Genomic DNA, 24,362 nt, shown 5'->3' with positions numbered 1-24,362 from the left:
TAGTACACGGCCGGTCGCTCCTTCTCAGGCAGATCTTCGGATCTGCCATTTTTTTGGGCAGCCTGCGGAAGCTTGCATAAAACTGTCACGAGGGTGTTGACAGGCTCCAATCCGTGGGTATAATTGCGGTCTTCGTTGGCGAATTAGCTCAGTCGGTTAGAGCGACGGAATCATAATCCGCAGGTCCGGGGTTCGAATCCCTGATTCGCCACCATCTATTAGAAAAGCCGCAGTCCTTCACGGGATTGCGGCTTTTTGCTTTGGGCCGCCTTCCGCCCCCCCTGCGTGACCCTCAGCGCGCATTTTCCGACAGATCATTAGAATGGGCCTCCGGCAACTTGCCTGTCCTATTCGCTTCCACTCCCATCCAGGAAGGATCTGTCCCCGATGAAATCCCTCGCCTTTGCCCCCAAGGCCGCCCGCCGGCTGGTTCGCGCCGCGCTGGCCGGCTTGATGTTTGCCAGTCTTGCCGCCACGGCCGCGCCCGCGCAGGTCAAGGAGCAGGTGCCCGGCTTCTATCGCCAGCAGGTTGGCGACGTGGTCGTCACCGCCCTCTATGACGGTTATGTCGATCTCGGCAGCAAGCTCCTCAAGGGCATGCAGGCCAAGGATCTCCAGTCGCTGATGGCGCGCATGTTCGTGGTCGACAAGAACGGCGTGCAGACTGCCGTCAACGGCTTCCTGGTGCATACGCAGGACAAGCTCGTGCTGGTCGATGCCGGCGCGGCGCAGTGTTTCGGCCCGACCATGGGTGGGCTGGTGAACAACATCCGCGCCGCCGGCTACAAGCCGGAGGACGTGGACGCGGTGCTCCTGACCCACCTGCACCCCGACCACGCTTGCGGCCTGACCCAGGGCACCACGGCGGTCTTCCCCAATGCCACGGTCTGGGCCTCGCAGAAGGATGCCGATTACTGGCTCAGCGACGCCGCCGCGCAGCAGGCCCCCGAGGACAAGAAGCCGTTCTTCAAGATGGCCCAGGACGCCGTGGCGCCCTACAAGGCCAAGGGCGCGCTCCACACCTACGCCKACGGGGCGCAGCCGCTGCCCGGCTTCAGCGTGCTCGGCACGCCGGGCCACACGCCGGGGCACAGTTCCTATCTGGTGACGTCGAAGGGCCAGACGCTGCTGTTGTGGGGCGATATCGTCCACAGCCATTCGGTGCAGATGGCCCACCCCKAGGTGTCGATCGAGTTCGATTCGGACCAGCAGCAGGCCATCAAGACGCGCAAGGCCGTCTTCGCGCAGGCCGCCGCCAAGGGCTGGCTGATTGCCGGCGCGCACATGCCGTTCCCGGGCCTGGGCCACATCCGCAAGGATGCGCGCGGCTACAGCTGGGTGCCGGTGGAGTACGGTCCGGTCCGCGCCGACCGCTGATCGGCAAGGGGGCGAACCGGGTGCCGCCCCCCGCGCTGGCACGGTGCATGCTCGATCCGGCCATGCACATCCACGCCCGCGCCATCAAGTATTTCGACATGATCCGCCGCTGCGGCTCCATCCGCGAAGCCGCGCGGCGGCTGCACGTGGCCTCGTCGGCCATCAACCGCCAGCTGTTGCAGCTCGAGGAAGAGATCGGCAGCCCGCTGTTCGAGCGCCTGGCCACCGGCCTGCGCCTGACCCCGGCCGGCGAGGTGTTCTCGCGCCACGTGATCACCGTGCTGCAGGACGAGCAGCGCCTGGCCACCGAGCTGGAACTGCTGCGCGGCGTGCGGCGCGGATCGCTCAGCGTGGCGGCCGTGGAGGGGCTGAATGCCGACCTGATGCCCGCCATGCTGACGCAGATGCACCGGCGCTACCCCACTATCCAGATCGACGTGCGCATCTGCGGCTCCGAACAGGCCGCCCAGGCCGTGATCGATGGCGAGGCGGACCTTGGCATCGGCTTCTCCATCCGCCGCCACGACGGCCTGCGCCAGTGCATGGTGTCGCGTTTCGCGCTGGGCGCCATCGTGCCGCCCGGCCATCCACTGGCCAGCCTGCCGCACGTGGCCTTTGCCGAATGCGCGGCCTACCCGCTGATCCTGCCCCGGCCGGAACTGTCGATGCATGAACTGCTCCAGCCCGTGCTCGCCCATCACAAGCGCGCCTTGCAGGTGCTGCTGGAAACTTCGTCGATCGAACTGGCGAAGGGCCTCGTCGAGCGCGGCGTGGGCATCTTCTTCCAGAGCCGGCTGGGCCTCGAGCGCGAACTGCGCGACGGGCGGCTGGTGCACGTGCCGCTGGACACCCCCGCGCCGATCTGCTCGGAACTCGGCGTCTATGTGCGCGCCGGCCGCACGCCGCCGCCGGCGCTGGACGCCTTCATCCGGATTGCCGCGGAGGCCATCGAGGCGCGCGAGCGCGACGAAGCCCTCGCGCTGCGCAAGCCCACCGCGCCGCACCGCGACCGTGCCCCGGCGCGCCAAAGCGAGGCATCGACGGAGCCACTCGCGCACGCCTTGAGTGCATGAGCCGATAGCCGCCCCGGCAGTGCGCCGGGCGGCCCGCCGGGGTGCTCGCATTTCGGCATCACCCCGCGCAAAAATCGGCGCTATCCAGCGCAGTGGCCCCTCCCTAGACTGGGTTGCATCCGTCGCCCAGCCTTCGAGGCCCGCCGCTCACCGTGACTGCCACCGCCCCCGCCTCCCTCAGCCTGCCCCTGATCGACATCGCCGGACTGCACAGCGCCGAGCCCGCCGCGCGCCGCGCCGTGGCCACGCAGCTGCACGATGCCTGCGCGCATCGCGGCTTCTTCTACCTGACGAACCACGGCATCGACCCGGCGCTGATCCGCGATGTGTTCGCGGCCAGCCAGCGCTTCTTCGACCTGAGCATGGCCGACAAGCTCGCCGTGGACAAGCGCCTCTCGCCCTGCAACCGGGGCTATGAGCCGCTGCGCGCCCAGACGCTGGAAGCCGGCGCGCCGCCGGACCTGAAGGAGAGCCTCTATATTGGTGCCGAGATTGCCGCCGATGACCCGCGCGTGCTGGCCGGCCGCTTCAACACCGGCCCGAACCAGTGGCCCGCCACCCTGCCGGCCTTCCGCGACGTGATGGAGGCGTACTACCAGCAGGCGTACGCGCTGGGCGCCACGGTCGTGCGCGGGCTGGCGCTGGCGCTGGACCTCCCCGAGGACCATTTCGATGGCTACCTGCACGACGCCTCCGCCACCCTGCGGCTGCTGCACTACCCGCCCCAACCCGCGCAGCCCCAGCCCGGTGAGAAGGGTTGCGGCGAACATACCGACTTCGGCGGCGTGACCCTGCTGCTCCAKGACGAGACCGGCGGCCTCCAGGTCTGGGACGCCCTCCAGGCCAGCTGGATCGATGCCCCGCCCGTGCCCGGCGCTTTCGTCGTCAATATCGGCGACCTGTTCGCGCGCTGGACCAATGGCCGCTACGTCTCCACGCTGCACCGCGTGATCAACCGTTCGGGCCGCGAGCGCTATTCGGTGCCGTTCTTCTTCACCGGCAACCCGCTGCACGAGGTGGCGTGCCTGCCGACCTGCCGTGCCGAAGGCGAGGCCGCCAAGTACCCGCCCGTGACCGTCGAGCAGCACCTGATGGACTGCTACCGGCGCACCTACGGCTGACCCGATCATGTCGATGCAACGCCCCCACATCGTGCTGATCCATGGCGCCTGGCAAGGCAGCTGGGCCTTCGCCGCCTGGCAGCCGATGCTCGAAGCCGCCGGCTGGCAGGTACACGCCGTGGACCTGCCCGGCAACGACCGCAGCCCCGAAAGGAAAGCCGACGCCACCCTCGCCGGCTACACCGCCCACGTGTGCGCACTGCTGGCCGCGCTGGACGCGCCCGCAGTCGTCCTCGGCCACAGCGGCGGCGGCCTGACCGCCTCGCAGGTGGCCGAAACCCTGCCAGACCGCGTACGCGCGCTGGTCTACCTCGCCGGCATGATGCTGCCCACCGGGGTCAGCTTCGGCGACGTGATCGCCCAATGCCGCGCCGCCGATGCCGATTTCCACTACACCGGCATCGTGCCGCTCCTCGCATGGGATGCCGATGGCACCACCAGCCGCGTGCCGCCCGCCGCCGCGCGCGAGATCTTCCTGCACGACTGCCCGCCCGAGGCCGCGCAGACCGCCGCCGCGCGGCTCTGCCCCCAACCAGACACAGGCCGCGACATGCGCAACGCGCTCAGCCCCGCGCGCTTCGGCCGCGTGCCGCGTGTCTATGTCGAATGCCTGCAGGACCGCTCCGTCACGCTGCCGCTCCAGCGGCGCATGCAGGCGCTCACGCCGGGCGCCCACCGGATTTCGCTCGACTGCGGCCACGTGCCGCAACTGGCCTGCCCGCAGGCCCTGACCGACGCCTTGCTGCCCCTCCGAGCCATGCCCTCACGAAGACCTGCGGAGACCATGACCATGTCTATGACCACGCCCGAACCCACTACCCTGCCCGCCCAGGGCCTGCCGCCCACGCCGGAACAGATCCGCCGCCACCTGCGCCGCGCCCAGCAGGTGGCCGAGCGCGCCGTGACGCTGGGCCACCACCCGTTCGGCGCCATCCTGGTCGGTCCGGACCAGGAAACCGTGCTGCTGGAGCAGTGCAACATCGACACGGTGAACCACGCCGAATCCACGCTCGCACGCGTGGCCGCCACCAACTTCCCGGCCGACTACCTGTGGGGCTGCACGCTCTACACCACCGTGGAGCCGTGCTGCATGTGCGCCGGCACGGCCTACTGGGCCAATATCGGCCGGGTGGTGTTCGGCATGACCGAGCATGCGCTGCTGCAGTACACGGGCAGCCACGCGGAGAACCCGACCATGAGCGTGCCGTCGCGCTATGTGTTCGATCATTGCCAGAAGGCTGTGGAGCTGATCGGCCCGGTGCCGGAGATGGAGGCCGAGATCGCCGCGGCGCAGCGTCGCTTCTGGGCCGGCCGGTAGCAAGGCCGTGGCGCCTGCCGGCGCGACGGCCATCGCGGTGGCGCTGCACCACGCCACACATTCGCCTCATACCGGCTTCACCGTCGCTGGCGACACTCGCTCCGTCCAACTTCAGGAGCAGTGACATGACGGCAGCCGGTGCGAATTTCGATGCGGACGTGGTGATCGTGGGGGCCAGCTTCGCGGGCGCGGCCTGTGCGCTGGCGGCGGCGCGGGCCGGCCTGCGCGTGGTGGTGCTGGAGCGCAAGGTCGATCCGGGCGAAAAACTCCACACCACCGGCATCATCGTCAAGGAGGCCGCCGAGCAGACCTGGCTGCGCCACGCGCCGGCAGACTGCCTGCACCGCGTGGAACAGGTGCGGCTCTACGCGCCCAGCCTGCGCAACCTGGCGCTGCGCGCCCCCGGCTACTACTTCCTGACGACCGATACCCCGCGCCTGATGCGCTGGCTGGCCGCTGAACTGGTGAGCCATGGCGTGGACCTGCGCCTCGGCACCGCGTTCACGGGCGCCCAGCCCTGCGAGGGCGGCTGGCGCGTGCCCGGGGTGGGCCGCACGCGCTACCTAGTCGGCGCGGACGGGGTGCGCTCGCGCGTGGCGATCACGGCCGGGCTGGGGCGCGTGCACGACTTCCTCTATGGCGTCGAGTACGAGTTTCCCGGCATGACGCTGCCCGAGCCGGGCGCCCTCCACTGCTTCGTCAGCAAGCGCTTCGCGCCAGGCTATATCGGCTGGGTGACGCAGAACCCGACCGGCGTGCAAGCCGGGCTGGCCCTGCGCCAGACGCCGCGCCGCCCGCGTGCGCCTGACATCGACGGCTTTCTGCAGCGCGTGCGCCATCTGCTGCAAATTCCGGACGACGCCATGCCCGGCGCCACGCGGGCTGGGCTGATTCCGTGCGGCGGGCCGGTCGCGCCCATCGCCGGACCCGGGGTAATGCTGACTGGGGATGCAGCCGGGGTGGTCTCACCGGTGACGGCAGGCGGAATCCATTCGGCATGGCGCCACGGCGAGACCATCGGCGAGGCCATGGCCGCCCACCTGCTCCACGGCGGGCCGGCGCCGGAGCGGGTGGCGGCGGCCAGCGCGCCACGCTTCCTGACCAAGCGCGCGCTGCGCTGGGTGTTCGACCGCCTGCAGTTCGACTGGCCGTTCGAGGTGCTGCTCCATTCCGCGCCGCTGCGGCTGGCCGCCGAGCGGGTCTACTTCCATCGGCGTGGGGTGCACGCCTGATAAGATCGCGCCAATCCCTGCATTCCAGCATCCCAGAGCCCCCGGAACCAATGAACCCGCCGACCGTCGTCGTGGTGGAAGACGAAGCCGCCATCGCCGACACCATCCTCTATGCACTGCGCACCGACGGCATGCAGGCCGAGCACCTCGTGCTGGGCGGCGATGCCCTCCAGCGGCTGCGCGCGGCACCGGCCGACCTTGTGATCCTGGACGTGGGCTTGCCGGACATGAGCGGCTTCGAGGTCTGCCGGACGCTGCGCACGTTCTCTGACGTGCCAGTGATCTTTCTGACGGCGCGGCACGAGGAGATCGACCGCATCGTCGGGCTGGAGATCGGCGCGGACGACTACGTGGTCAAGCCCTTCTCGCCGCGCGAACTGGCGGCCCGGGTGCGGGTGATCCTGCGCCGTGCCGGCGGTCGCGCCGGAGCACCCCCCACGGCGCCCGAACCCGCCCGGTTCACCCACGATGCCGCCGGCGCGCGCATCGCCTTCCACGGCCAGTGGCTGGCCCTCACGCGCTACGAGTACCGGCTGCTGGCGCTGCTGGTGGCGCAGCCGGGGCGCATCTACTCGCGCGCCCAGCTGATGGACATGGTCTGGCACGACGCCGCCGACACCATCGACCGCACCGTCGACACCCATATCAAGACCGTGCGCGCCAAGCTGCGCGCGGTGGATGCCACGTTCGATGCCATCCGCACCCATCGCGGCATGGGTTACTCGCTCGATCCCTGAGCGCCCGGCCGGCATGCATATCGGACTCCGCATCTTCTTCGGCTTCTTCCTGATCGTGGGGCTGGCCGCGTTCCTCACGCTGCGGGTGTTCGTGCAGGAGGTGAAGCCGGGCGTGCGCCAGGCGATGGAGGACACGCTGGCCGACACCGCCCAGGTGCTGGCCCTGTTGGCCGCCGACGACATGCAGCAGGGCCACATCGGCGATGGCGCGTTCGCGCGGCGCGTGGCCACGCTGGCCAGCGTGCCGGTAGACGCGACGATCTGGGGCGTGCACAAGGACACCATCCACTATCGGGTGACCATCACCGACAGCCGGGGCATCGTGCGCTTCGACTCCGCCGGCACCGCCGCGGGCGCCGACCACTCCCGCTGGAACGATGTGGCGCGCACCCTGCAGGGCAAGTACGGCGCCCGCAGCACGCGTACCGACCCGGACGACGAGGACAGTACCGTGATGCACGTCGCGGCGCCGATCCGGGCCGATGACGCAGGCGGTACGCCCCATGGCGGTCCGATCATCGGCGTGCTGACCGTCTCCAAGCCGAATCGCGTGATGGCGCCGTTCATCGACCGCAGCCGACAGAAAATCCTGCTCCACGGGTTGCTGCTGATGGGCTGCGCCTTCGTGATCGGGCTGGCGTGCACGCTGTGGCTGGTGCACGGGCTGCGCCGGCTGCAACGCTACGCCCGCGCGGTGGCCGCCGGCGAGCGCGCGGAGATGCCGCTGCGCGGCGCCGGCGAACTGGCGGAGCTGGGCCGCGCCGTGGAGACGATGCGGCTGCGGCTGGAGGACAAGCAGTACGTCGAGCACTACATCCACACGCTGACCCACGAGATGAAAAGCCCGCTGGCGGCCATCGGCGGGGCGGCGGAACTGTTGCAGGAGGAGATGCCTGCCGACGACCGGCGCCGCTTCGCCGCCAATATCCAGGGCCAGACCCGGCGGCTCGAACTGATGATCGGCAAGCTGCTGATGCTGGCGGCGGTGGAGCAGAAGCAGCAGCTCGATGCCAGCGAGCCGGTGGCGCTGCTGCCGCTGCTGGAGGCGATCGTGGAGGCGTGCGAGCCGCGTGCGCGCCAGCGCGGCATCACGCTGCACCGCCAGCCGCGGCCGGAGGGATTCGGGGCGCCCGTGGTCAGCGGCGACCCGTTCCTGCTGCATCAGGCGCTGGCCAACCTGCTCGACAATGCGCTCGACTTCTCGCCGGCGCACGGCACGGTGGACATCGCCGTCCTGCCCGGCGCGGCCGGGATGATCGACATCCGCATTACCGACGATGGCCCGGGCATCCCCGCCTATGCGCAGGGGCGGCTGTTCGAGCGCTTCTATTCGCTGCCGCGCCCCAATGGGCGGGACAAGAGCACCGGCCTCGGGCTGTGCCTCGTGCGCGAGGTGGCGGCGCTGCACCATGGCCACATCGCCGTGGAGAACCGCCCCGGCGGTGGCGCCGTCGCGACGCTGTCGCTGCCCGCCTCTGGTATGTGAGCGAGTACGTGAACTAGTACGTAATCGTGACGATGATCGTGTCGCGATAGAGGCCCGGCGCTGCCCCGGCCTGCGGTGGCACCTGGCCGTAGACMGTGTTTTGGTTGGTCAAGCCATTGCCCGTACCCATCAGGACGGTCGCACCACCGGTACCATCTCCCCATGCGATGTTGTGCGTGGCATCGATATACAAGCCATACGTCAGGGTCTCCGTGCCGCCATCGCGTGTCATCTTGCGCGCGGTTGGGGTGGCCCCTGCGCCCGTGCCGTTGTTGAGCGTGAGCGAATAGGCCGTGCCCGCCGTGCACGTCACGCCGATGTTGCCGTTGGCCGACACGGGCCCGCTGATCAGGCCGATCTGCCCAAAATCGATATTGGTMGCCGTGATGTTGCAGTCCGACACCACCGTCGCGCGGACGGTGAAAGTCCAGGACGTGCCTTGCGGCATGCTCGTCGAGCAGGCCGGTGGCGTGGACACATAGCCTTGCACGTTCATGTTCGTGTCCGCGGTGGTGTAGATCGCGGTATAGCTGCCGGCCGGCACCGTCGCCTGCGGCAGCAGCATGTAGCCGTAGTACATCACCGTGGCGGTGGCCATGCCGAATGAATCGGCCTGCAGCGTCACCGACCGGGACTGCGGCGGCGTGAAGTACACGGAGCCCCACGGGGTGGTGTGCGACGCGTTCTGGTAGAGGTTGTACGCCAGCGGCGTCGAGGTCGCGCCGGCCATGGTCCGATTCGCCACCGTACCGCCGCCCGGCGCGCCGAAACTCAGGCAGACACGGGCGAACTTGGTCGTCATGTCGGTGCATTCGACTTTCACCTCGCCGTTGACACTGACCGGCGTGGTGGTCAGCACGTTGACATCGCCAAACTCGATATCGCTCATCGTGACGGTGCAGTCGATGGCGTACGCGCTGCCCGCCCACCCCAGCCAGATGAACAGCCCGCAGGCCAGCAGGTGGTGGACCAGACGGCGAACCAGGCCGGTGTTCATGGGCGCTCCCGGAGGACGCAGGGGAAGGGGCCGATGGTGGTCATCACATCGCGCGGGGCATAGGGCACCTGCGCCGTGCAGGTCCTGTCGCCAAAGGTCACTGTCACCCGGTTGTCCGGCTGCAGCGCGGGGAGGAACACGGCGCCGTCGTAGCCGACCACGGCCGTGGCATCGCTCCCTTCCAGCACGACATGCGCCCCCACCGGCAGCGGCTGGCCCTGACCATCGACCAGCAGCACGGTAGCGCCCTCGTAGCGCGTGACCGGGAAGCGCACTGTCACGCCGGCACGCGTGGGCGGCACCACGACCTGGCGGTCCGTCGTCACGCTGGCCTCGGCCGGCAGTCCAAGGGTGCTGATGGCGATCCGGTTGCCATCGTACGGCAGCAGGTCGGGCACGAGCAGGCGGCCGCCGGCATTGGTCTTGCCGACCAGCCGGTTCTCGCGCAGGACCGGCACATCGGGCAGGCCGTCGGTCGACACCACGGCGAAGGCGTCGTAGATCGACCGTCCGGCCAGCAGCGCGCCATCCGCCACCACCAGCGACCCCGCCCCGTAGAGCGAGACATGGTTCGACTCGATGCTGCCCGAGTTGATGTGCTCGGCCTGCGCCGTCACGTCGCCATAGCGGCCGCGATAGTCCACCCGGCCCAGGCCACGGCGATAGCTTTCGCTGCCGGCGTCGGCCTGCACGTTCCAGCCGAAACCGCCCTTGTCGTAGTCGACGGGCCGGTTGGCCGACACCGAGACACTCTTGCGGCCATCGTACGAACTGGCATTCGTGCCGACACTCACGCTGTTGCCGAGTGAAATGGTCACGCCGATGAAGGCACCGACGGTCTGCTGCTGGTCGTAGTCCTTGAACACGTTGGCGAAGATGTTGAAACGCGAGCCGATGGCCGCCGTATAGCCGACCGACACGATGCGCGAGCCACCGAGGAACGACGCATCCTGGCGCGAGTAGCTGACCGACAGCGTCTGGCGCGCCGTCAGCGGCACGCTGAGCGTGATGTACAGCTGATTCTCCGGCACGGGCACGCCCTCGAGCGTGCCGAGATCGCGATACTGGTTCGCCGCGTGGATGCCCTGCACCGTGAAGCTGAACGCGCGCGAGATGTACTGGTAGCCGCCGCTGAACTGCATGCCGCTGGCATCGCCTGTACTGCCGGAGATGGCCGCGTTCGCCACGCCGAAGTACCCGAGCTGCACCAGCCCGCCGATGCCGGCGTTGCGCAGGCCGCTGGCGGCCTCCGCATGCGCTTCCACGGTCACGGCGTCGGTMACGCCATAGCGTCCCGAGGCCGTGGCGGTGGGCGAGCCGGCGTAGTCGAAGGACAAGCTGCCATAGTTGCGCCGCGCGTAGCCGGCCTGCACCGCGTACTCCGACAACCCCTTCGCGAGCAGCCGCGAATCGACATACAGCGGCCGGTTGACGATCACCTCGCGCCCCAGCTGGTCGCGGTAGACCAGCGTGGCGGTGCCCGCGCCAGTCAGGGCCGGCGGCGTGGCGATCACGAAGGGGCCGCCCGACGACTGCGCCGAGAACTGGCGCAAGCCGTTGAGATAGAGGTCCACCGTGGTCGGGACCACCGCGCTGCCGCCCAGCGACGGCACCGGGTAGGTCACGAGGTCCGGGCGGGTGTTGAAGTTGTGCGCCACGCTGATCCCGCCCATGCGCACCGACCGCGACCACGGCAAGGCGGCGGAGACGAAATCGCCAATCGTGTAGCTCATCAGCCGGCGGGGGTCCTCGTAGGTCCAGTAGGTGTCCTGGCGCAGGTACTCGGTCTGGCCCTCGTGCAGCGTGGTGACGCCCGAGTTCTGGAACACGCCGAACGGCGCGTAGAAGCGCAGCTCGCTCGACAGGGACAAGGTCCGGTTCAGGCGGTCGTAGCTGTCTGCGAAGGCCTGCTCGCCGAGCAGCGGCTGCGGGCCGTGCGTGCCCGAGCCCTGCAGCGGGCTGGGCTTGCGCTGCGCCGCGCGCTGCTCGTCCAGCGAGAGCCGCGTGGTCTGGAGATTGAACGCGTAGTTCACCACCAGGCCGGTGCCGGACTGCACCGGCGGCAGCACGGGCGGCTCGGCGCCGAGCCGCTGGGCCCTGAGCAGCCCCTCGGGCACGCGCAGCGCGATGCGCTGGGCGGCGGCGTCGTAGTCGTAGCCGAGGCCAGGCACGGCGTCCAGGGCGATCTGCTGGTCTGGGCCGAACGGCAGGTCGTCGACGCGGACGCCGAGTTCCTCCAACTCGCCGGCGGCCATGTACAGCACACCGGCCCGCCGGTCGACGCGAACKATCAGCTCCTTTTCGACACCGTTGACAGCCGCCTGCAGGTAGAAGGCGGTGGAGGCACCGTCATCGGCCTCCGGCACCGGTTGCGACCACGCATGCGCGCCGGCCATCAGGTCCATCGCAACGCCGCAGAGCAGCGCGAGCGCCAGCTTGCGGGGTGCGCGGGCGGCGGCACCTCCACGGGGCGGTTTTGACATGGGCGGGCACGGTCGGCATCAGAGGTCGACCAGCATCTCGCGGCCGTTGATCATCATCTTGACGCGCGTGGGCCGGCCCTTGGCCGCGGCATCGGCGGGCAGTGGCAGCCTCCATTCGATCGACTTGCCTGGCAGCACGTAGCCGAGCAGGCCGGGCACCACGGGGCTGGTGCCGCCGCCACGGTATACCAACGAGACGTCGGTGGCCTGCGCGTGGCTTTCGCCACGGTTCACGGCGCCTAGCTTCACCAGATTGCCGTCGGCGGAGGCCGTCACCGTGACCTGCGCGGGCTTGAGCTTCTCGCGCGGCAGCACGAACACCGGCAGTGAGTAGCGCATCTGCAGCGTCACGCCGGTCGGCCGGGGCTGGCTGCTGTCCAGGACCTCGTCCACCAGCACTCGGTACGCCTCGACCTGCGTGGMCGGCGACTTCTCCGTGCGCACGAGCCGGATCGATTGCGTCTGGCGCGGCGCCAGCGTCAGCATCGGCGGGCTGGCGACGAGCCGGTTGGTGGGCGACAGCGCGTCCTCGCCCCCCACCTGGTCCCAGCCGAACAATCGCACCTGCGCGTTGAGCGGCGTATCGCCCTGATTGGTCAGCGTGATGACGGCGGCGGACTGGCCGGGTGGAATCAGCGTCATGGTCGGCTTGACGTGAATCGTCGCCGCGTTCGCAAAGGGCATCGCCAGCAGGAGCGCAAAAGTCGCCAGGAGTGTTCTTGTCATGTTGTGTCTCCGACAGGGGGTCGGGTGGAGATGGCGCGGCAGGTGCCGTTAGGCGCGCGGCTCAATACTGGACAGTGACGGTCACCAGCGACTGGTAGGTGCCCGCCGCCGGCATGGTCTGGGGTGGCATGCGGCCGTAGATCGTCCGCTCCTGGTCATTGCCGTTGCCGGTGGCGCCAACGGTGTCCGTGCCGACCGTCTGGCCCCAGACCGCCGTGCGGGCGGTGTCGCTGTACAACTGGTATTTCAGCGAATTCGTGCCGTTGCTCATGCGCCGGTCCGGCACCGTGGAACCGGTGCCGTCACCGGCGTTCAGTGCGATCGTGTAGGCGGTGCCGGTCGTGCACGCCACGATGATGACGGTGGTCACATCCACCGGCTGGCTGATCGCGCCCACTTCGCCAAAGGCGAGGTTCGGCGTGCTACGGATGTCGCAATCGCTGACCACCACGGCGCTCACGAGGAACGTGCCGGTCTTGGTGGCCGCCCCTGCCAGCTGTGGCACCGGCAGTGACAGCACGGCCGCGATGGCCATGACACGTGAAAGACGAGCAGGCATGACATCTCCTTGTCCGGATCTATCGGGTTCGCATTGCAGGTCGTTGAATTGCGCGGGAATCTCGCCGGATTTACTTGGAAATCGCTGAATCGGCATTCACTGATAAATCGGTTTCCAACGCTCGCGGTGAGAAACAGCAAAAAGATATTTCCGCGCACTGCTGATATAGATGCCGGATAAATCGAAGTCAATCGTGCGTCGCGAGACTCAAGAAAGATTCATCACGGAGCGCCCCCATCACGTCGGGACTTACAGCAAGTGATGTCGTCGCGCAAACTCTGCCAGTTCAATCAGCGATTTGAATTTCAGTTTGCTCATGATATTTGCCTTGTGCGAGCTGACGGTTTTATTGCTGATTTCCAGTAATTCGGATATCGCCTTATTGGTATGGCCCKAGGCCAGCATGCGCAATACCGTCAGTTCGCGCCGGCTCAAAATGCGCGCGGGGTCGCCGGCCACGGCCGAGAGGCGCCGCAGCGTGGGCAGCAGGTGCGTGGGAAACACCGCGAAGCCCTGCATGACGGCGCGCAGGGCCGGCGTGAGTGCGTGCAGGCCGTCGCCCTTGTCGACATACCCATGGGCGCCGCCATGGATGGCGCGCTCGCCGGCGCCGGTCATCGCGGACAGCACCAGCACCCGGGTGCCGGGATGGCGCGATACGAGTTCGGCCAGCAACGCCTCGCCCGGCACGCCGGGCAGGCTCAGGTCCACGACGATCAGGTCGGCGATGGCGTCGCGCAGCACGCGCAAGGCGTCCGCGCCGTTGGTCACTTCCGTGACGGTGTCGAAATCGAGGTCCTCGGTGAGGCGGCTTCTKACGGCAAGCCGGATCGCGGGGTGATCATCCACGACAAGGGCGGTGGGCATGGGCTCGGGCTCCTACAGTTGAGTGATGCCCGAGCATAGGCCGTCCGTTTCCGTGCAGGATGCGGAAACGTCGGCAATGACACTGCGAAACTTCCGTGTATCGATGCGGAAATTTCAGCTCCTGCGGATTTGTGTCCGCCCGGGGCGCGCGGATGACATAGGCAAATCACATCGCGACGGACATGACAATCGTGAAATCCTGAAAATTTCGTCTGAATTTGACCTAAGTTGAAAGGCGAGCCCCGCACATCTGCCAATCTGATGAGGATGCGTGACACCTGTGTCATGCCACAACCGGAGATCGCCGCCATGCCCCAAATCATCCTTGCCACCGATGGATCGAACTTCAGCGATGCCGCCGCGCACTTCCTGGCCACCGGCCGGCTGCTGCAACCGGGCTATACCGTGCACGTGGTGCACGTCTCGCCCGAAGTCACGGGTCAGGTGCGCGCGTTCGTCAACAAGGACACCATCGACGCCTGGCACCACGATGAAAGCGAGAAGGCCATGGCCTCCGTCTGCAAGATCCTTGGCGATGCCGGCGTGCCGTTCGAGCGCCACCCGCTGCGCGGCTTCGCGCCGGACAAGATCCTGGCGCACGCCAGGGCGGTCCATGCCGATGCCATCGTCATGGGCACCMATGGCCGGGGGTCGTTCTTCGATGCGGTGATTGGTTCCGTGGCGGGCCGCGTGCTGGCGCAGGCCGACTGCCCGGTGATGATGGTCAAGGGCGATCGCCGCCCCGCCTGATCGGCTGGCCTACCCCCAGAGCGGGGGTTCGTCCATCAGCGCGATCTGCTCGCGCAATTCGAGGATGCGGTCCTGCCAGTAGCGCGCCGTGCCGAACCACGGGAACGCGGCCGGGAAAGCGGGATCGCGCCAGCGCGCGGCCAGCCAGGCGCTGTAGTGCAGCAGGCGCAGCGTGCGCAGCGCCTCCACCAGCCATAGCTCGCGCGTCTCGAATTCAGCAAAATCCTCGTAGCCGGCCACGATGTCGGCCAGTTGGCCCTGCATCGCCGCGCGGTCGCCTTCGAGCAGCATCCACAGGTCCTGCACCGCCGGCCCCATGCGGCTGTCGTCGAAATCGACGAAATGCGGGCCCGGCGCGCCGCGTCCGCGGGCGTCTTCCGGATCGATCCACAACACATTGCCACGATGGCAGTCGCCATGCAGCCGCAGCAGGCGGATATCACCGGCGCGGTMGTAGCAGCGACGCACGGCGTCCAGGGCCAGGTCCACGGCGGCGCGCCACGGCGCGAGCAGGTCGGCGGGAATGCAGTCGTGGGCGAGCAGGTAGTCGCGCGGGACCACGCCGAAGGTCTCCACGTCGAGCGTGGGACGGGCCTGGTACGGCGCCGACGCGCCCACCGCGTGGATGCGCCCGATAAAGCGGCCCAGCAACGTGAGCGTCTCGGCGCGGTCGAGCGCCGGCTCGCGGCCGCCGCAGCGCGGGAAAACGGAAAATCGGAAATCGTCGTGTACGAGCAGCGTGGCAGGCGGCTGTCCGCCGAGCGAGGCAGACAGCGCCGGCACCGCCGGGATCTCGGCATCGGCTAGTTGCTGGACGAACGCGTGTTCCTCGAGGATGGCGGCGTCAGTCCAGCGGCCCGGCCGGTAGAACTTGGCGATGACCGGCGCGGCATCCTCGATGCCGATCTGCCAGACGCGGTTCTCGTAGCTGTTGAGCGCCAGCAGGCGCCCGTCCGGCTGGAAGCCGGCGGCTTCCAGGGCGTCGAGGATGCACTCCGGCGTCAGGCCGGCATAGGGCACATCCTCGTCGACGGGCGCTGTCATGGGGCGCGTGCCGCTCAGGGCTTGCGGCCGCCGAGCAGCGCTGCCTGCGACGCCGGACKACGGTTGCGCGCGGGCGGCGCGCCGGCAGCGTCCTGCGCCGGGCGCGGGGCGTTGTTGCCGTTGCCGCCGCGGCCATTGCCGCCGCCGTTACCACCGTTACCACCGTTGCCACCACCGTTGCCGGCAGCCTGTCGGCCACCGCGGTTGCCGCCGTTGGCACCGTTGCCGTTGCCATTGCCGTTCCCGTTGGCGCCGCGCGCCGGCTGGGCCGGGCGGTTGCGCGGTGCGTCCTGGCGCTGGCCTTCCGGGCGCGGTGCGGCGGGCTTCGGGGCGCGTTCCTGACGGCGGTCGCCGCCCTCGCCCCGGGGCTTGGCCTGTGCCGGCGGGCGCTGGCCACGGCCTGCGCCCTGGCCACCACCACCGCCGCCACGTTGCTGGCGGCCCTTCTGGATCGGCTCGGCCACGATGCTCGGGTCCACTTCGAAACCCGGCAGGACGGTCTGTTCGATCTGGCGCTTGATCAATCGTTCGATATCGCGCAGCAGGCCGTGCTCATCCACGCAGACCAGGGAGATCGCCTCGCCCTCGGCGCCGGCGCGGCCCGTACGGCCGATACGGTGCACATAGTCCTCGGGCACGTTCGGCAGGTCGAAGTTGACCACGTGGGGCAACTGGTCGATGTCGATGCCACGCGCCGCGATGTCAGTCGCCACCAGCAGCCGCAGCGTGCCGGCCTTGAACTCGGACAGCGCGCGCGTACGCGCCGACTGGCTCTTGTTGCCGTGGATCGCCAGCGCGGACAGGCCGTCCTTGGTCAGCTGCTCGGCCAGCCGGTTGGCGCCGTGCTTGGTACGCGTGAAGACCAGCACCTGGTGCCAGTCCTCCTCGCGCACCAGGTGGGCCAGCAGTTCGCGCTTGCGTTCGCGGTCCACCGGGTAGGCGCGCTGCGCCACGGTTTCAGCCGTGGTGTTGCGGCGAGCCACTTCGATCGAGGCGGGGTTGTTCAGCAGGCGGTCGGCCAGCGCGCGGATATCGTCCGAGAACGTGGCCGAGAACAGCAGGTTCTGGCGCTTGGCCGGCAGGATATTCAGGATCTTGCGAATATCGTGGATGAAGCCCATGTCGAGCATGCGGTCGGCTTCGTCCAGCACCAGCAGTTCTACCTGGGAGAGGTCGATGGTCCGCTGCGACACGTGGTCGAGCAGCCGGCCCGGCGTGGCCACGACGATATCGACGCCGCGCTTGAGGGCCTCGATCTGCGGGTTGATGCCCACGCCGCCGAACATCACCATCGAGCGCAGCTTCAGGTATTTGCCATAGTTGCGGACGCTCTCCTCCACCTGGGCGGCAAGCTCACGCGTGGGGGTCAGCACCAGTGCGCGCACTGGCTGGCGTGCCCCGCGCGGGGCCGGATTGTGGGCGGCGGATTCGCCCAGCAGCTGCAGCATCGGCAGCGTGAAGCCCGCGGTCTTGCCGGTGCCGGTCTGGGCGCCGGCGAGCAGGTCGCCACCTTTGAGAATGGCAGGGATAGCCTGCGCCTGAATCGGGGTCGGCGTGGTGTAGCCCTGTTCGGCCACGGCACGCACCAGCTTGTCGGACAAGCCTAGATCGGAAAAAGACATGAAATGACGCTTCAGCCGCCCGTCACGCAAGGGATTGCGCCAATCGCAGGGCGGCATGGGTAGGAAACCGAACCTGAAGCACCCCGAAGGGGGTCAGGTCCCGGTGGGACGGGCCGATTGCCCCCGCCTCCGGTGGGAGAAGGGCCGTAGTGTACCAGCCCGGCGCCCTCCCCATACCCTGCCGGCGATGGGGTGGCGCCGGCTCCACCCCATCGCCCCCCCGCCCCGGGCCGCCGGGGGTGTCCGGATCTCGCCACATCAGGCGCCCGGCACCCTCCCAAAGGGGGTGCAAGGCGGGCGATGCGGGTAGAATGCCGGGTTGCCCGGCCCGTGCGCATGTCGCGCGGACGGCGCCATTCCCCTCACCAGTCACCCGAAGCCGGAGTCATCATGTCCTTGCGGTTCTCCCTGACGCGTCAGTCCGTGTTCCTGGCGGTGGTTGCCGCCGCCCTGGCCTTGCCCGGCGCGGCCGCGCTGGCCCAGGACGTGCCCGTGGCCGGCACCCCGGTCCGCGTGATTCCGGCCGATGCGCCGATGGCGCGCATGGTGATGGCGATGCCCACGGCCTCCACGCCGCTGACCGMCAAGCTCGACAGCAAGACGGTGGCCACGGCGCCCGGCCTGCGGGTCTTCAGCACGGAAACGCAGCTGCTGAACCCGGTGGTCATCGCCGGCAAGAAGCTCCCGGTGCGCTACAAGCTGGACCTCTACGGCCAGCTCCAGACCGCCTGGGTGCTGACCGATGCCGAGGTGAAGGAATGGAAGGCCTCGCATTAAGTTGAAAAACACGCAGCAGGCGGCCCGCCCCCGGCCGCGTTGTCCCCAGAAGCAGAAGCAAACCCTGATGCCCCCAGGTAAACCACTGAGACCGGCACCATGAAAAAAGTATTCGTGAAGACGTACGGCTGCCAGATGAACGAGTATGACTCGGACAAGATGGTGGACGTACTCAACGCCACGCAGGGCATGGAGCCCTGCGACAACGTCGAAGACGCCGACGTCATCCTCTTCAACACCTGCTCCGTGCGCGAGAAGGCCCAGGAGAAGGTGTTCTCCGAGCTGGGCCGCATGAAGGCGCTCAAGGCCGCCAAGCCGGACCTCGTGATCGGCGTGGGTGGCTGCGTGGCCAGCCAGGAAGGCGCCAGCATCGTCTCCCGCGCGCCCTACGTGGACGTCGTGTTTGGCCCGCAGACGCTGCACCGCCTGCCGGACCTGATCGATCGCCGCCGCCGCACCGGCCAGTCCCAGGTCGACATTTCCTTCCCCGAGATCGAGAAGTTCGACCACCTGCCGCCCGCCAAGGTGGACGGCCCGAGCGCGTTCGTCTCGATCATGGAAGGCTGCTCGAAGTATTGCAGCTACTGCGTGGTGCCCTACACGCGCGGCGAGGAAGTCTCGCGCCCGTTCGAGGACGTGCTGGCCGAAGTGGCCGGCCTGGCCGACCAGGGCGTGCGCGAAGTCACGCTGCTGGGCCAGAACGTCAACGCCTATCGCGGCGCGATGGGCGGTACGACGGAAATCGCCGATTTCGCCCTGCTGATCGAATACGTGGCCGAGATCCCCGGCATCGAGCGCATCCGCTACACCACCAGCCATCCGAAGGAGTTCACCTCGCGGCTGGTGGAGCTGTACGAGCGCTGCGACAAGCTGGTGAACCATCTCCACCTGCCTGTGCAGCACGCCTCGGACCGCATCCTGATGGCGATGAAGCGCGGCTACAGCGCGCTCGAGTACAAGAGCATTATTCGCCGCTTGCGGGCGATCCGGCCGACCATGTCGATGTCGTCCGACTTCATCATCGGCTTCCCCGGCGAGACCGATGCCGACTTCGAGAAGCTGATGTCGATGATCGAGGAAGTCGGCTATGACACCTCGTTCTCGTTCATCTTCAGCCCGCGCCCCGGCACGCCGGCGGCCAACCTGCACGACGACACCCCGCATGACGTGAAGCTGCGCCGCCTCCAGCGGCTGCAGGCCACCATCGAGGAAAACGTGCAGCGCATCAGCCAGGGCATGGTCGGCACGGTCCAGCGCATCCTCGTGGAAGGCCCGGCCCGCAAGGACCCCACCGAGCTGCACGGCCGCACCGAGAACAACCGCGTGGTMAACTTCGCGCTGCCCGGCGTACCGCAGGCGCGGCGCGACCAGATGATCGGCCAGATGGTCGATGTCAGCATCACGCAGGCATTCCCGCACTCGCTGCGCGGCGAGATCGTGGTGCGCCAGTAAGGACCTCCATGAAAATCCAGACGGCGGAATTCGTCGCACCCAAGGACGACAACGCGCGGCTCCAGAACCTGTGCGGGCCGCTCGACGAGAACCTGCGCCAGATCGAGCAGGCGCTCGACGTGACGATCCAGCGCCGCGGCCACCGCATGACGGTGCGCGGCGCGCGCGCCCAGGACGCCGCGCTGGCGCTGGAGCGCTTCTATAACGATTCGCGCGTGTCGCTGTCGATCGACGACATCCAGCTTGGGCTGGTGGAATCGCGCCAGATCTCCGCGCACGGCGCCTACCTGCCCGAGACCACGGCCAGCGGCTACGCCAATGGCGAGGAAGACCCGCGCGGGCTGGATGAATCCCCGGTGCTGCACACGCGCCGCATCGGGCTGCAGGGCCGCACCGCCACGCAGCGCGAGTACCTGCGCCACATCCTCGCGCACGACCTGACGCTGGGCATCGGCCCGGCCGGCACGGGCAAGACCTACCTGGCCGTGGCCTGCGCCGTGGACGCGCTCGAGCGCGATGCCGTCAAGCGCATCGTGCTGACCCGCCCGGCCGTGGAGGCCGGCGAGCGGCTCGGCTTCCTGCCGGGCGACCTCGCCCAGAAGGTGGACCCCTACCTGCGCCCGCTCTACGACGCCCTGTACGACCTGCTCGGTTTCGATCGCACGCAGAAAATGTTCGAGCGCCAGATGATCGAAGTCGCGCCGCTGGCCTACATGCGCGGCCGCACGCTGAACCACGCGTTCATCATCCTCGACGAAGCCCAGAACACCACGCCGKAACAGATGAAGATGTTCCTGACGCGGATCGGCTTCGGCGCCAAGGCCGTGATTACCGGCGACACCACCCAGATCGACCTGCCGCGCGGGCAGAAAAGCGGCCTGGTGGAAGCCCAGCACGTGCTGCGCGATGTACGCGGCGTCGCGTTCACGCGCTTTACCAGCACCGACGTCGTGCGCCATCCCCTGGTGGCGCGCATCGTCGATGCGTATGACGAATTCCACGCCCAGCACAAGGACGCCTGATCTTGACCAAGAAGTCTCCCGCCGCCAGCCTCATCCTGTTCGATGCCGACGGCCGCGCGCGCAAGAGCGCCGCAAACGCGCTGCGCGTGCAACTGCCCGATGGGCGCAGCCTGACCGTGGACCTGTCCCAGGCCGCCGACGGCGTGGTGGCCMTGCTGGCCGAACACACCGATACCCGCCAGCAGGCCGGCCTGCTGGTGCGGCCGGACAACCACGACGCCGTGTCGGTCGCCGTGACGGCTACGCCACTTGTGACCACCACCGGCACCCCGGCCTCGCCGCCTGAGGTCGAACTCGACGTCCAGTATGGCGATGGCGTGCGCAAGCGCACCGGCCTGCCCTCCGCCAAGCAGATCGGCAAATGGGTGCGCTCGGCGCTGTTCGCCGATGCCGCGCTGACCATCCGTTTCGTCGACGAGGAAGAAGGCCGCACGCTGAACCGCACCTATCGCGGCAAGGACTACGCGACCAATGTGCTGACCTTCGCCTACGCGGAGCACGCCGACGACCCGGTGACCGGCGACATCGTGCTGTGCTGCCCAGTGGTGGAGGCCGAGGCCAAGGCGCAGAAGAAGCCGCTCGACGCCCACTACGCGCACCTGATCGTCCATGGCGCGCTGCACGCCCAGGGCTACGAGCACGAGCATGACGGCGAGGCCGAGGAAATGGAGGCGATCGAGACCGAGACGCTCCAGGCGCTCGGCTACGCCGACCCGTACCTGCCGGTGCGCGAGGATCGCTGAAGCGAAGGATTGTGAAGTGCCGTGTGCGCCACCTGCGTGCGCCACGGCACCCCCTGTCACGGGGCTGGAATCCTTTTAGTGTATGCTTCAGACGATCTCCACCACGCGCTAAGCCGCGACATGAACGACCCCTATCCCAGTTCGAAACCTGCCAATCACAAGCAGGCGGATCGCCCCAGGTCCCTTCTCGAACGCCTCACCGATTTCATTTCCCCTGAGCCGGACACGCGCGCCGAACTACTGGAAGTGCTGCAGGAAGCGCATGAACGCAACCTGATCGACGCCGATTCGCTCTCGATGATCGAGGGTGTATTCCAGGTCTCCGAGTTGACCGCCCGCGACATCATGGTGCCCCGCGCCCAGATGGACGCCGTCAACATCGCCGACGCGCCCGAGACGTTTATCCCCTATATGCAGCAGACGGCGCACTCGCGCTTTCCGGTCTACGAAGGCAGCCGCGACAACATCATCGGCATCCTCCTGGCCAAGGACCTGCTGCGCTATTACACCGACGACACGTTCGACCTGCGCGAAACGCTGCGCCCGGCCGTGTTCATCCCCGAGTCCAAGCGGCTCAACATCCTGCTGCGCGAGTTCCGGATCAACCGCAACCACATCGCCATCGTCGTGGACGAGTACGGCGGCGTGGCGGGGCTGGTGACGATCGAGGACGTGCTCGAACAGATCGTGGGTGACATCGAGGACGAATTCGACCTCGACGAGGACCACGACAACATCCTGCCGACCGCCGATGGCGCCTGGCGCGTGCACGGGCTGACCGAGATCGAGCAGTTCAACGAGGCCTTCGGTACCGCCTTCCCCGATGACGACGTGGACACCGTGGGTGGCCTGCTGACCAATCATCTGGGGCATGTGCCCCATCGTGGCGAAATCATCACTTTGCCGCCGCTCCGCTTCGAAGTGCTGCGCGCCGACGCACGGCAGGTGCACCTGCTCCAGGTGCGCCGCGAGGCGACCGACCACCTGGCCGTGGCCGACGCATGACGCGCGAAGTCCAGGCCGGCGCCGCCCGCACGGCGAGCGCCCGGCAAACCGGCCAGCGCGCCGGGTCCGCTACCGCTGTGTTCCGGCTGCTCATGGCGGCGACGCTCGGCGTCGCCCATACGCAGGCGTTCGCGCCCCATGACTGGTGGTGGCTGCAGATCCTGTCGATGGCCGGGCTGGTCGCCCTGCTCGCCGATGCCCCGCGCCCGCGCGCGGCGGCCGCCACGGGCTACGCGTTCGGGCTGGGCTGGTTCCTGTCCGGCATCTGGTGGCTTTATATCAGCATGCATGTCTACGGCGAGATGCCGGCCTGGATGGCCGGGCTGGCCGTGGTGCTGTTTGCCGGCTATCTGTCGATCTGGCCCGCGCTGGCGGGCGGCGTCTGGCACTGGCTGACCCAGCGCGGACGCCACGGCGTGCTGCCGGCGCTGGCGTTCGGCGCCACCTGGGCGCTGGGCGAATGGCTGCGCGGCGTGGTCTTCACGGGCTTCCCGTGGCTGGGCAGCGGCTATCCCCATACCGACGGGCCACTCGCCGGCTTCGCCCCGCTGATCGGCGTGTACGGCATTACCGCGCTGGCTGCGGTTGTAGCCGCGCTATTGGTGACGGCGGTACGCGCCGCCCTGCGCCGCTCGGCTACGCAGGACGCCACGCCGGACACCGCATCGCGCCATGGCCTCGTCACCGCGCTGGCCCTCGTCATCGGCCTGCCCGCGCTGGGCTTCGCGCTGACGCCCATCGCCTGGACCACGCCGGTGGGCGAGCCAATCTCGGTGCGGCTGCTGCAGGGCAACGTCGCGCAGGACATCAAGTTCGAGCCGGTGGGCATCCAGCGTTCGCTGGAGCTGTACCGCGACCTGATCACGGCGGAGCCGGCGGACCTCGTGGTCACGCCCGAAACCGCGTTCCCGGTGATCCTCCAGGAACTGCCGGTCGATATCGCCCAGGCAGTGCGCCGGCATATGGAATCGACCGGCACCACGGTGCTGTTCGGCGCGGCCGGGGCCGATTCGCCGGTGGACTTCACCAACAGCGTGTTCGCCATCGGCCCGGAGCAGCCCACGCTCTACCGCTATAACAAGCACCATCTGGTGCCGTTCGGCGAGTTCATCCCGTTCGGGTTCCACTGGTTCGTGGACATGATGAAGATGCCGCTCGGCGACTTCCGGCGCGGCGGGCTGGACCAGCCGGCGGTGCCGGTGCGCGGCATCCATGTCGCGCCCAACATCTGCTACGAGGATCTGTTCGGCGAGGAAATCGCCGCCACCCTGCGCCAGCAGCCGTCACCGGCCAATATGCTGGCAAATGTGACGAATCTGGCATGGTTCGGCGACACCATCGCCCTGGACCAGCATCTCCAGATCTCGCGGATGCGCGCCCTAGAGACGCGCCGCCCGATGCTGCGCGCGACCAATACCGGCATGACGGCGGTGGTGAAGCCAGATGGCACGGTGCAGGCGCGGCTGCCGACCTTCCAGCTCGGCACGCTCGCGGCCACGGTGCAGGGTACGCAGGGGCTCACCCCCTTTGTGCGATGGGGCAATGTGCCGGCGCTGGCGGCCTGCCTGATCGTGCTTGCGCTGGCGTTCGGCGCGCGGCGGCGGGCACGCCCGTAGCGGCGTGAGCTTCGCCAATGAAAAAAACGGGCCTGAGGGCCCGTTTTCTTTACGGCCCGGAGCGGTTAGCCCAGGACCGAGGTCGCCACCGATACCGCAGCTGCGGCGGCCATCACGGCCAGGGCGACAAGATATGGTTTGCGAGAAAGTAGCGTMATGACCAATCCCCAAAAGTTATTGTTGCCCGSACACCTTTTATGAGCGGTTGTCCCCCTGAGGAGGCTGCCCGGGAGCAGCGCGCTGTGAAGCGGCTGCGTAGTTCCACTGTATACAAAAATAGTATCGGCACCTATCGGCGGGTTCTGAATGGCGTGTCAGGATTTACCCGACCCGTTGCGAAAGCCCGACACCGCCG

Annotated in this window: 21 protein-coding genes, 1 tRNA gene and 1 pseudogene; 16 read left to right on the top strand and 7 right to left on the bottom strand. The window is 68.3% G+C overall.

Features of this window, described 5'->3' with window-relative positions; all coding sequences use genetic code 11:
- Positions 1-137: 137 nt before the first annotated feature.
- The 9 genes and pseudogenes from AC1EJR_RS13620 (at position 138) to creC (ending at position 8,344) form a co-directional block, all read left to right on the top strand.
- Positions 138-214: transfer RNA gene (locus AC1EJR_RS13620), tRNA-Met, on the top strand.
- Between the two features lie 173 nt (positions 215-387).
- Positions 388-1,377 (top strand): MBL fold metallo-hydrolase, encoded by a 990-nt coding sequence (locus AC1EJR_RS13615; RefSeq protein ID WP_477147204.1) that lies wholly within the window; start codon positions 388-390, stop codon positions 1,375-1,377.
- Between the two features lie 62 nt (positions 1,378-1,439).
- Positions 1,440-2,450 carry a LysR family transcriptional regulator gene (locus AC1EJR_RS13610; protein WP_092292159.1) on the top strand — a complete coding sequence of 337 codons (1,011 nt, stop codon included), beginning with the start codon at positions 1,440-1,442 and terminating at the stop codon, positions 2,448-2,450.
- Between the two features lie 152 nt (positions 2,451-2,602).
- A complete protein-coding gene (locus AC1EJR_RS13605; RefSeq protein ID WP_477147203.1) occupies positions 2,603-3,571 on the top strand; it encodes an isopenicillin N synthase family dioxygenase in 969 nt (322 codons plus the stop codon).
- 7 nt (positions 3,572-3,578) lie between these two features.
- Positions 3,579-4,295, top strand: a pseudogene (locus AC1EJR_RS13600) (alpha/beta fold hydrolase); the annotation flags it as partial.
- Between the two features lie 66 nt (positions 4,296-4,361).
- On the top strand, positions 4,362-4,889 hold the full coding sequence (locus tag AC1EJR_RS13595; RefSeq protein ID WP_092292155.1) for a nucleoside deaminase: 528 nt from the start codon (positions 4,362-4,364) through the stop codon (positions 4,887-4,889).
- 125 nt (positions 4,890-5,014) lie between these two features.
- Positions 5,015-6,121 (top strand): NAD(P)/FAD-dependent oxidoreductase, encoded by a 1,107-nt coding sequence (locus AC1EJR_RS13590; RefSeq protein WP_092291980.1) that lies wholly within the window; start codon positions 5,015-5,017, stop codon positions 6,119-6,121.
- Between the two features lie 50 nt (positions 6,122-6,171).
- On the top strand, positions 6,172-6,858 hold the full coding sequence (creB, locus tag AC1EJR_RS13585; RefSeq protein ID WP_092291979.1) for a two-component system response regulator CreB: 687 nt from the start codon (positions 6,172-6,174) through the stop codon (positions 6,856-6,858).
- A 13-nt stretch (positions 6,859-6,871) separates the two neighbouring features.
- The gene (gene creC / locus AC1EJR_RS13580) at positions 6,872-8,344 is read left to right on the top strand and encodes a two-component system sensor histidine kinase CreC (RefSeq protein ID WP_477105524.1); all 1,473 of its coding nucleotides are present in this window, start codon (positions 6,872-6,874) and stop codon (positions 8,342-8,344) included.
- 13 nt (positions 8,345-8,357) lie between these two features.
- On the opposite strand, the gene AC1EJR_RS13575 is transcribed toward creC, so the two are convergent.
- The 5 genes from AC1EJR_RS13575 to AC1EJR_RS13555 form a co-directional block, all read right to left on the bottom strand.
- Positions 8,358-9,341 carry a Csu type fimbrial protein gene (locus tag AC1EJR_RS13575; protein ID WP_477113357.1) on the bottom strand — a complete coding sequence of 328 codons (984 nt, stop codon included), beginning with the start codon at positions 9,339-9,341 and terminating at the stop codon, positions 8,358-8,360.
- Positions 9,338-11,824: a fimbria/pilus outer membrane usher protein gene (locus AC1EJR_RS13570; protein WP_143093863.1), complete on the bottom strand. Its 2,487-nt coding sequence runs from the start codon at positions 11,822-11,824 to the stop codon at positions 9,338-9,340. Before AC1EJR_RS13570 ends, AC1EJR_RS13575 begins: the two co-directional genes overlap by 4 nt.
- Before the next feature lie 18 nt (positions 11,825-11,842).
- Complete coding sequence (locus AC1EJR_RS13565; RefSeq protein WP_477147202.1) at positions 11,843-12,550, bottom strand: fimbrial biogenesis chaperone; 708 nt, start codon at positions 12,548-12,550, stop codon at positions 11,843-11,845.
- A 61-nt stretch (positions 12,551-12,611) separates the two neighbouring features.
- Positions 12,612-13,109, bottom strand: a complete 498-nt coding sequence (locus AC1EJR_RS13560) for a Csu type fimbrial protein (protein ID WP_092291973.1) — start codon at positions 13,107-13,109, stop codon at positions 12,612-12,614.
- A gap of 249 nt (positions 13,110-13,358) precedes the next feature.
- Positions 13,359-13,976: a LuxR C-terminal-related transcriptional regulator gene (locus AC1EJR_RS13555; protein WP_477147201.1), complete on the bottom strand. Its 618-nt coding sequence runs from the start codon at positions 13,974-13,976 to the stop codon at positions 13,359-13,361.
- Between the two features lie 309 nt (positions 13,977-14,285).
- Here AC1EJR_RS13555 and AC1EJR_RS13550 point away from each other — a divergent pair, with 309 nt between their 5' ends.
- Positions 14,286-14,726, top strand: coding sequence for a universal stress protein (locus tag AC1EJR_RS13550; RefSeq protein WP_477147200.1), 441 nt, complete (start codon positions 14,286-14,288; stop codon positions 14,724-14,726).
- A gap of 9 nt (positions 14,727-14,735) precedes the next feature.
- On the opposite strand, the gene AC1EJR_RS13545 is transcribed toward AC1EJR_RS13550, so the two are convergent.
- On the bottom strand, positions 14,736-15,770 hold the full coding sequence (locus AC1EJR_RS13545; protein WP_477147199.1) for a serine/threonine protein kinase: 1,035 nt from the start codon (positions 15,768-15,770) through the stop codon (positions 14,736-14,738).
- Positions 15,771-15,784: 14 nt separating this feature from the next.
- Complete coding sequence (locus AC1EJR_RS13540) at positions 15,785-17,392, bottom strand: DEAD/DEAH box helicase (protein ID WP_477147198.1); 1,608 nt, start codon at positions 17,390-17,392, stop codon at positions 15,785-15,787.
- Between the two features lie 390 nt (positions 17,393-17,782).
- On the opposite strand from AC1EJR_RS13540, the gene AC1EJR_RS13535 reads away from it, so the two are divergent.
- From AC1EJR_RS13535 to lnt, 6 genes are all read left to right on the top strand, one after another.
- A complete protein-coding gene (locus tag AC1EJR_RS13535) occupies positions 17,783-18,169 on the top strand; it encodes a hypothetical protein (RefSeq protein ID WP_477147197.1) in 387 nt (128 codons plus the stop codon).
- A gap of 99 nt (positions 18,170-18,268) precedes the next feature.
- Complete coding sequence (gene miaB / locus AC1EJR_RS13530) at positions 18,269-19,621, top strand: tRNA (N6-isopentenyl adenosine(37)-C2)-methylthiotransferase MiaB (RefSeq protein ID WP_441644822.1); 1,353 nt, start codon at positions 18,269-18,271, stop codon at positions 19,619-19,621.
- An 8-nt stretch (positions 19,622-19,629) separates the two neighbouring features.
- Positions 19,630-20,643: a PhoH family protein gene (locus AC1EJR_RS13525; protein WP_477147196.1), complete on the top strand. Its 1,014-nt coding sequence runs from the start codon at positions 19,630-19,632 to the stop codon at positions 20,641-20,643.
- A gap of 2 nt (positions 20,644-20,645) precedes the next feature.
- Positions 20,646-21,386 carry an rRNA maturation RNase YbeY gene (gene ybeY, locus AC1EJR_RS13520; RefSeq protein ID WP_477147195.1) on the top strand — a complete coding sequence of 247 codons (741 nt, stop codon included), beginning with the start codon at positions 20,646-20,648 and terminating at the stop codon, positions 21,384-21,386.
- Positions 21,387-21,506: 120 nt separating this feature from the next.
- A complete protein-coding gene (locus AC1EJR_RS13515) occupies positions 21,507-22,391 on the top strand; it encodes an HlyC/CorC family transporter (RefSeq protein WP_092291957.1) in 885 nt (294 codons plus the stop codon).
- Entirely contained in the window at positions 22,388-24,007 is a 1,620-nt protein-coding gene (gene lnt, locus AC1EJR_RS13510; RefSeq protein ID WP_477113354.1) for an apolipoprotein N-acyltransferase, read from the top strand. Before AC1EJR_RS13515 ends, lnt begins: the two co-directional genes overlap by 4 nt.
- Positions 24,008-24,362: the final 355 nt, after the last annotated feature.

The organism is Cupriavidus sp. 05T42, assembly GCF_056396345.1.
Note: the sequence above shows the minus strand (reverse complement) of the source record. Positions and strands in the feature narration are given on the sequence as shown.

Coding starts and splice junctions, on each gene's coding strand:
- AC1EJR_RS13610 (WP_092292159.1), top strand. CDS start 1,440: ATGCACATCCACGCCCGCGCCATCAAGTATTTCGACATGATCCGCCGC.
- AC1EJR_RS13595 (WP_092292155.1), top strand. CDS start 4,362: ATGTCTATGACCACGCCCGAACCCACTACCCTGCCCGCCCAGGGCCTG.
- AC1EJR_RS13590 (WP_092291980.1), top strand. CDS start 5,015: ATGACGGCAGCCGGTGCGAATTTCGATGCGGACGTGGTGATCGTGGGG.
- creB (WP_092291979.1), top strand. CDS start 6,172: ATGAACCCGCCGACCGTCGTCGTGGTGGAAGACGAAGCCGCCATCGCC.
- creC (WP_477105524.1), top strand. CDS start 6,872: ATGCATATCGGACTCCGCATCTTCTTCGGCTTCTTCCTGATCGTGGGG.
- AC1EJR_RS13560 (WP_092291973.1), bottom strand. CDS start 13,109: ATGCCTGCTCGTCTTTCACGTGTCATGGCCATCGCGGCCGTGCTGTCA.
- AC1EJR_RS13515 (WP_092291957.1), top strand. CDS start 21,507: ATGAACGACCCCTATCCCAGTTCGAAACCTGCCAATCACAAGCAGGCG.
- lnt (WP_477113354.1), top strand. CDS start 22,388: ATGACGCGCGAAGTCCAGGCCGGCGCCGCCCGCACGGCGAGCGCCCGG.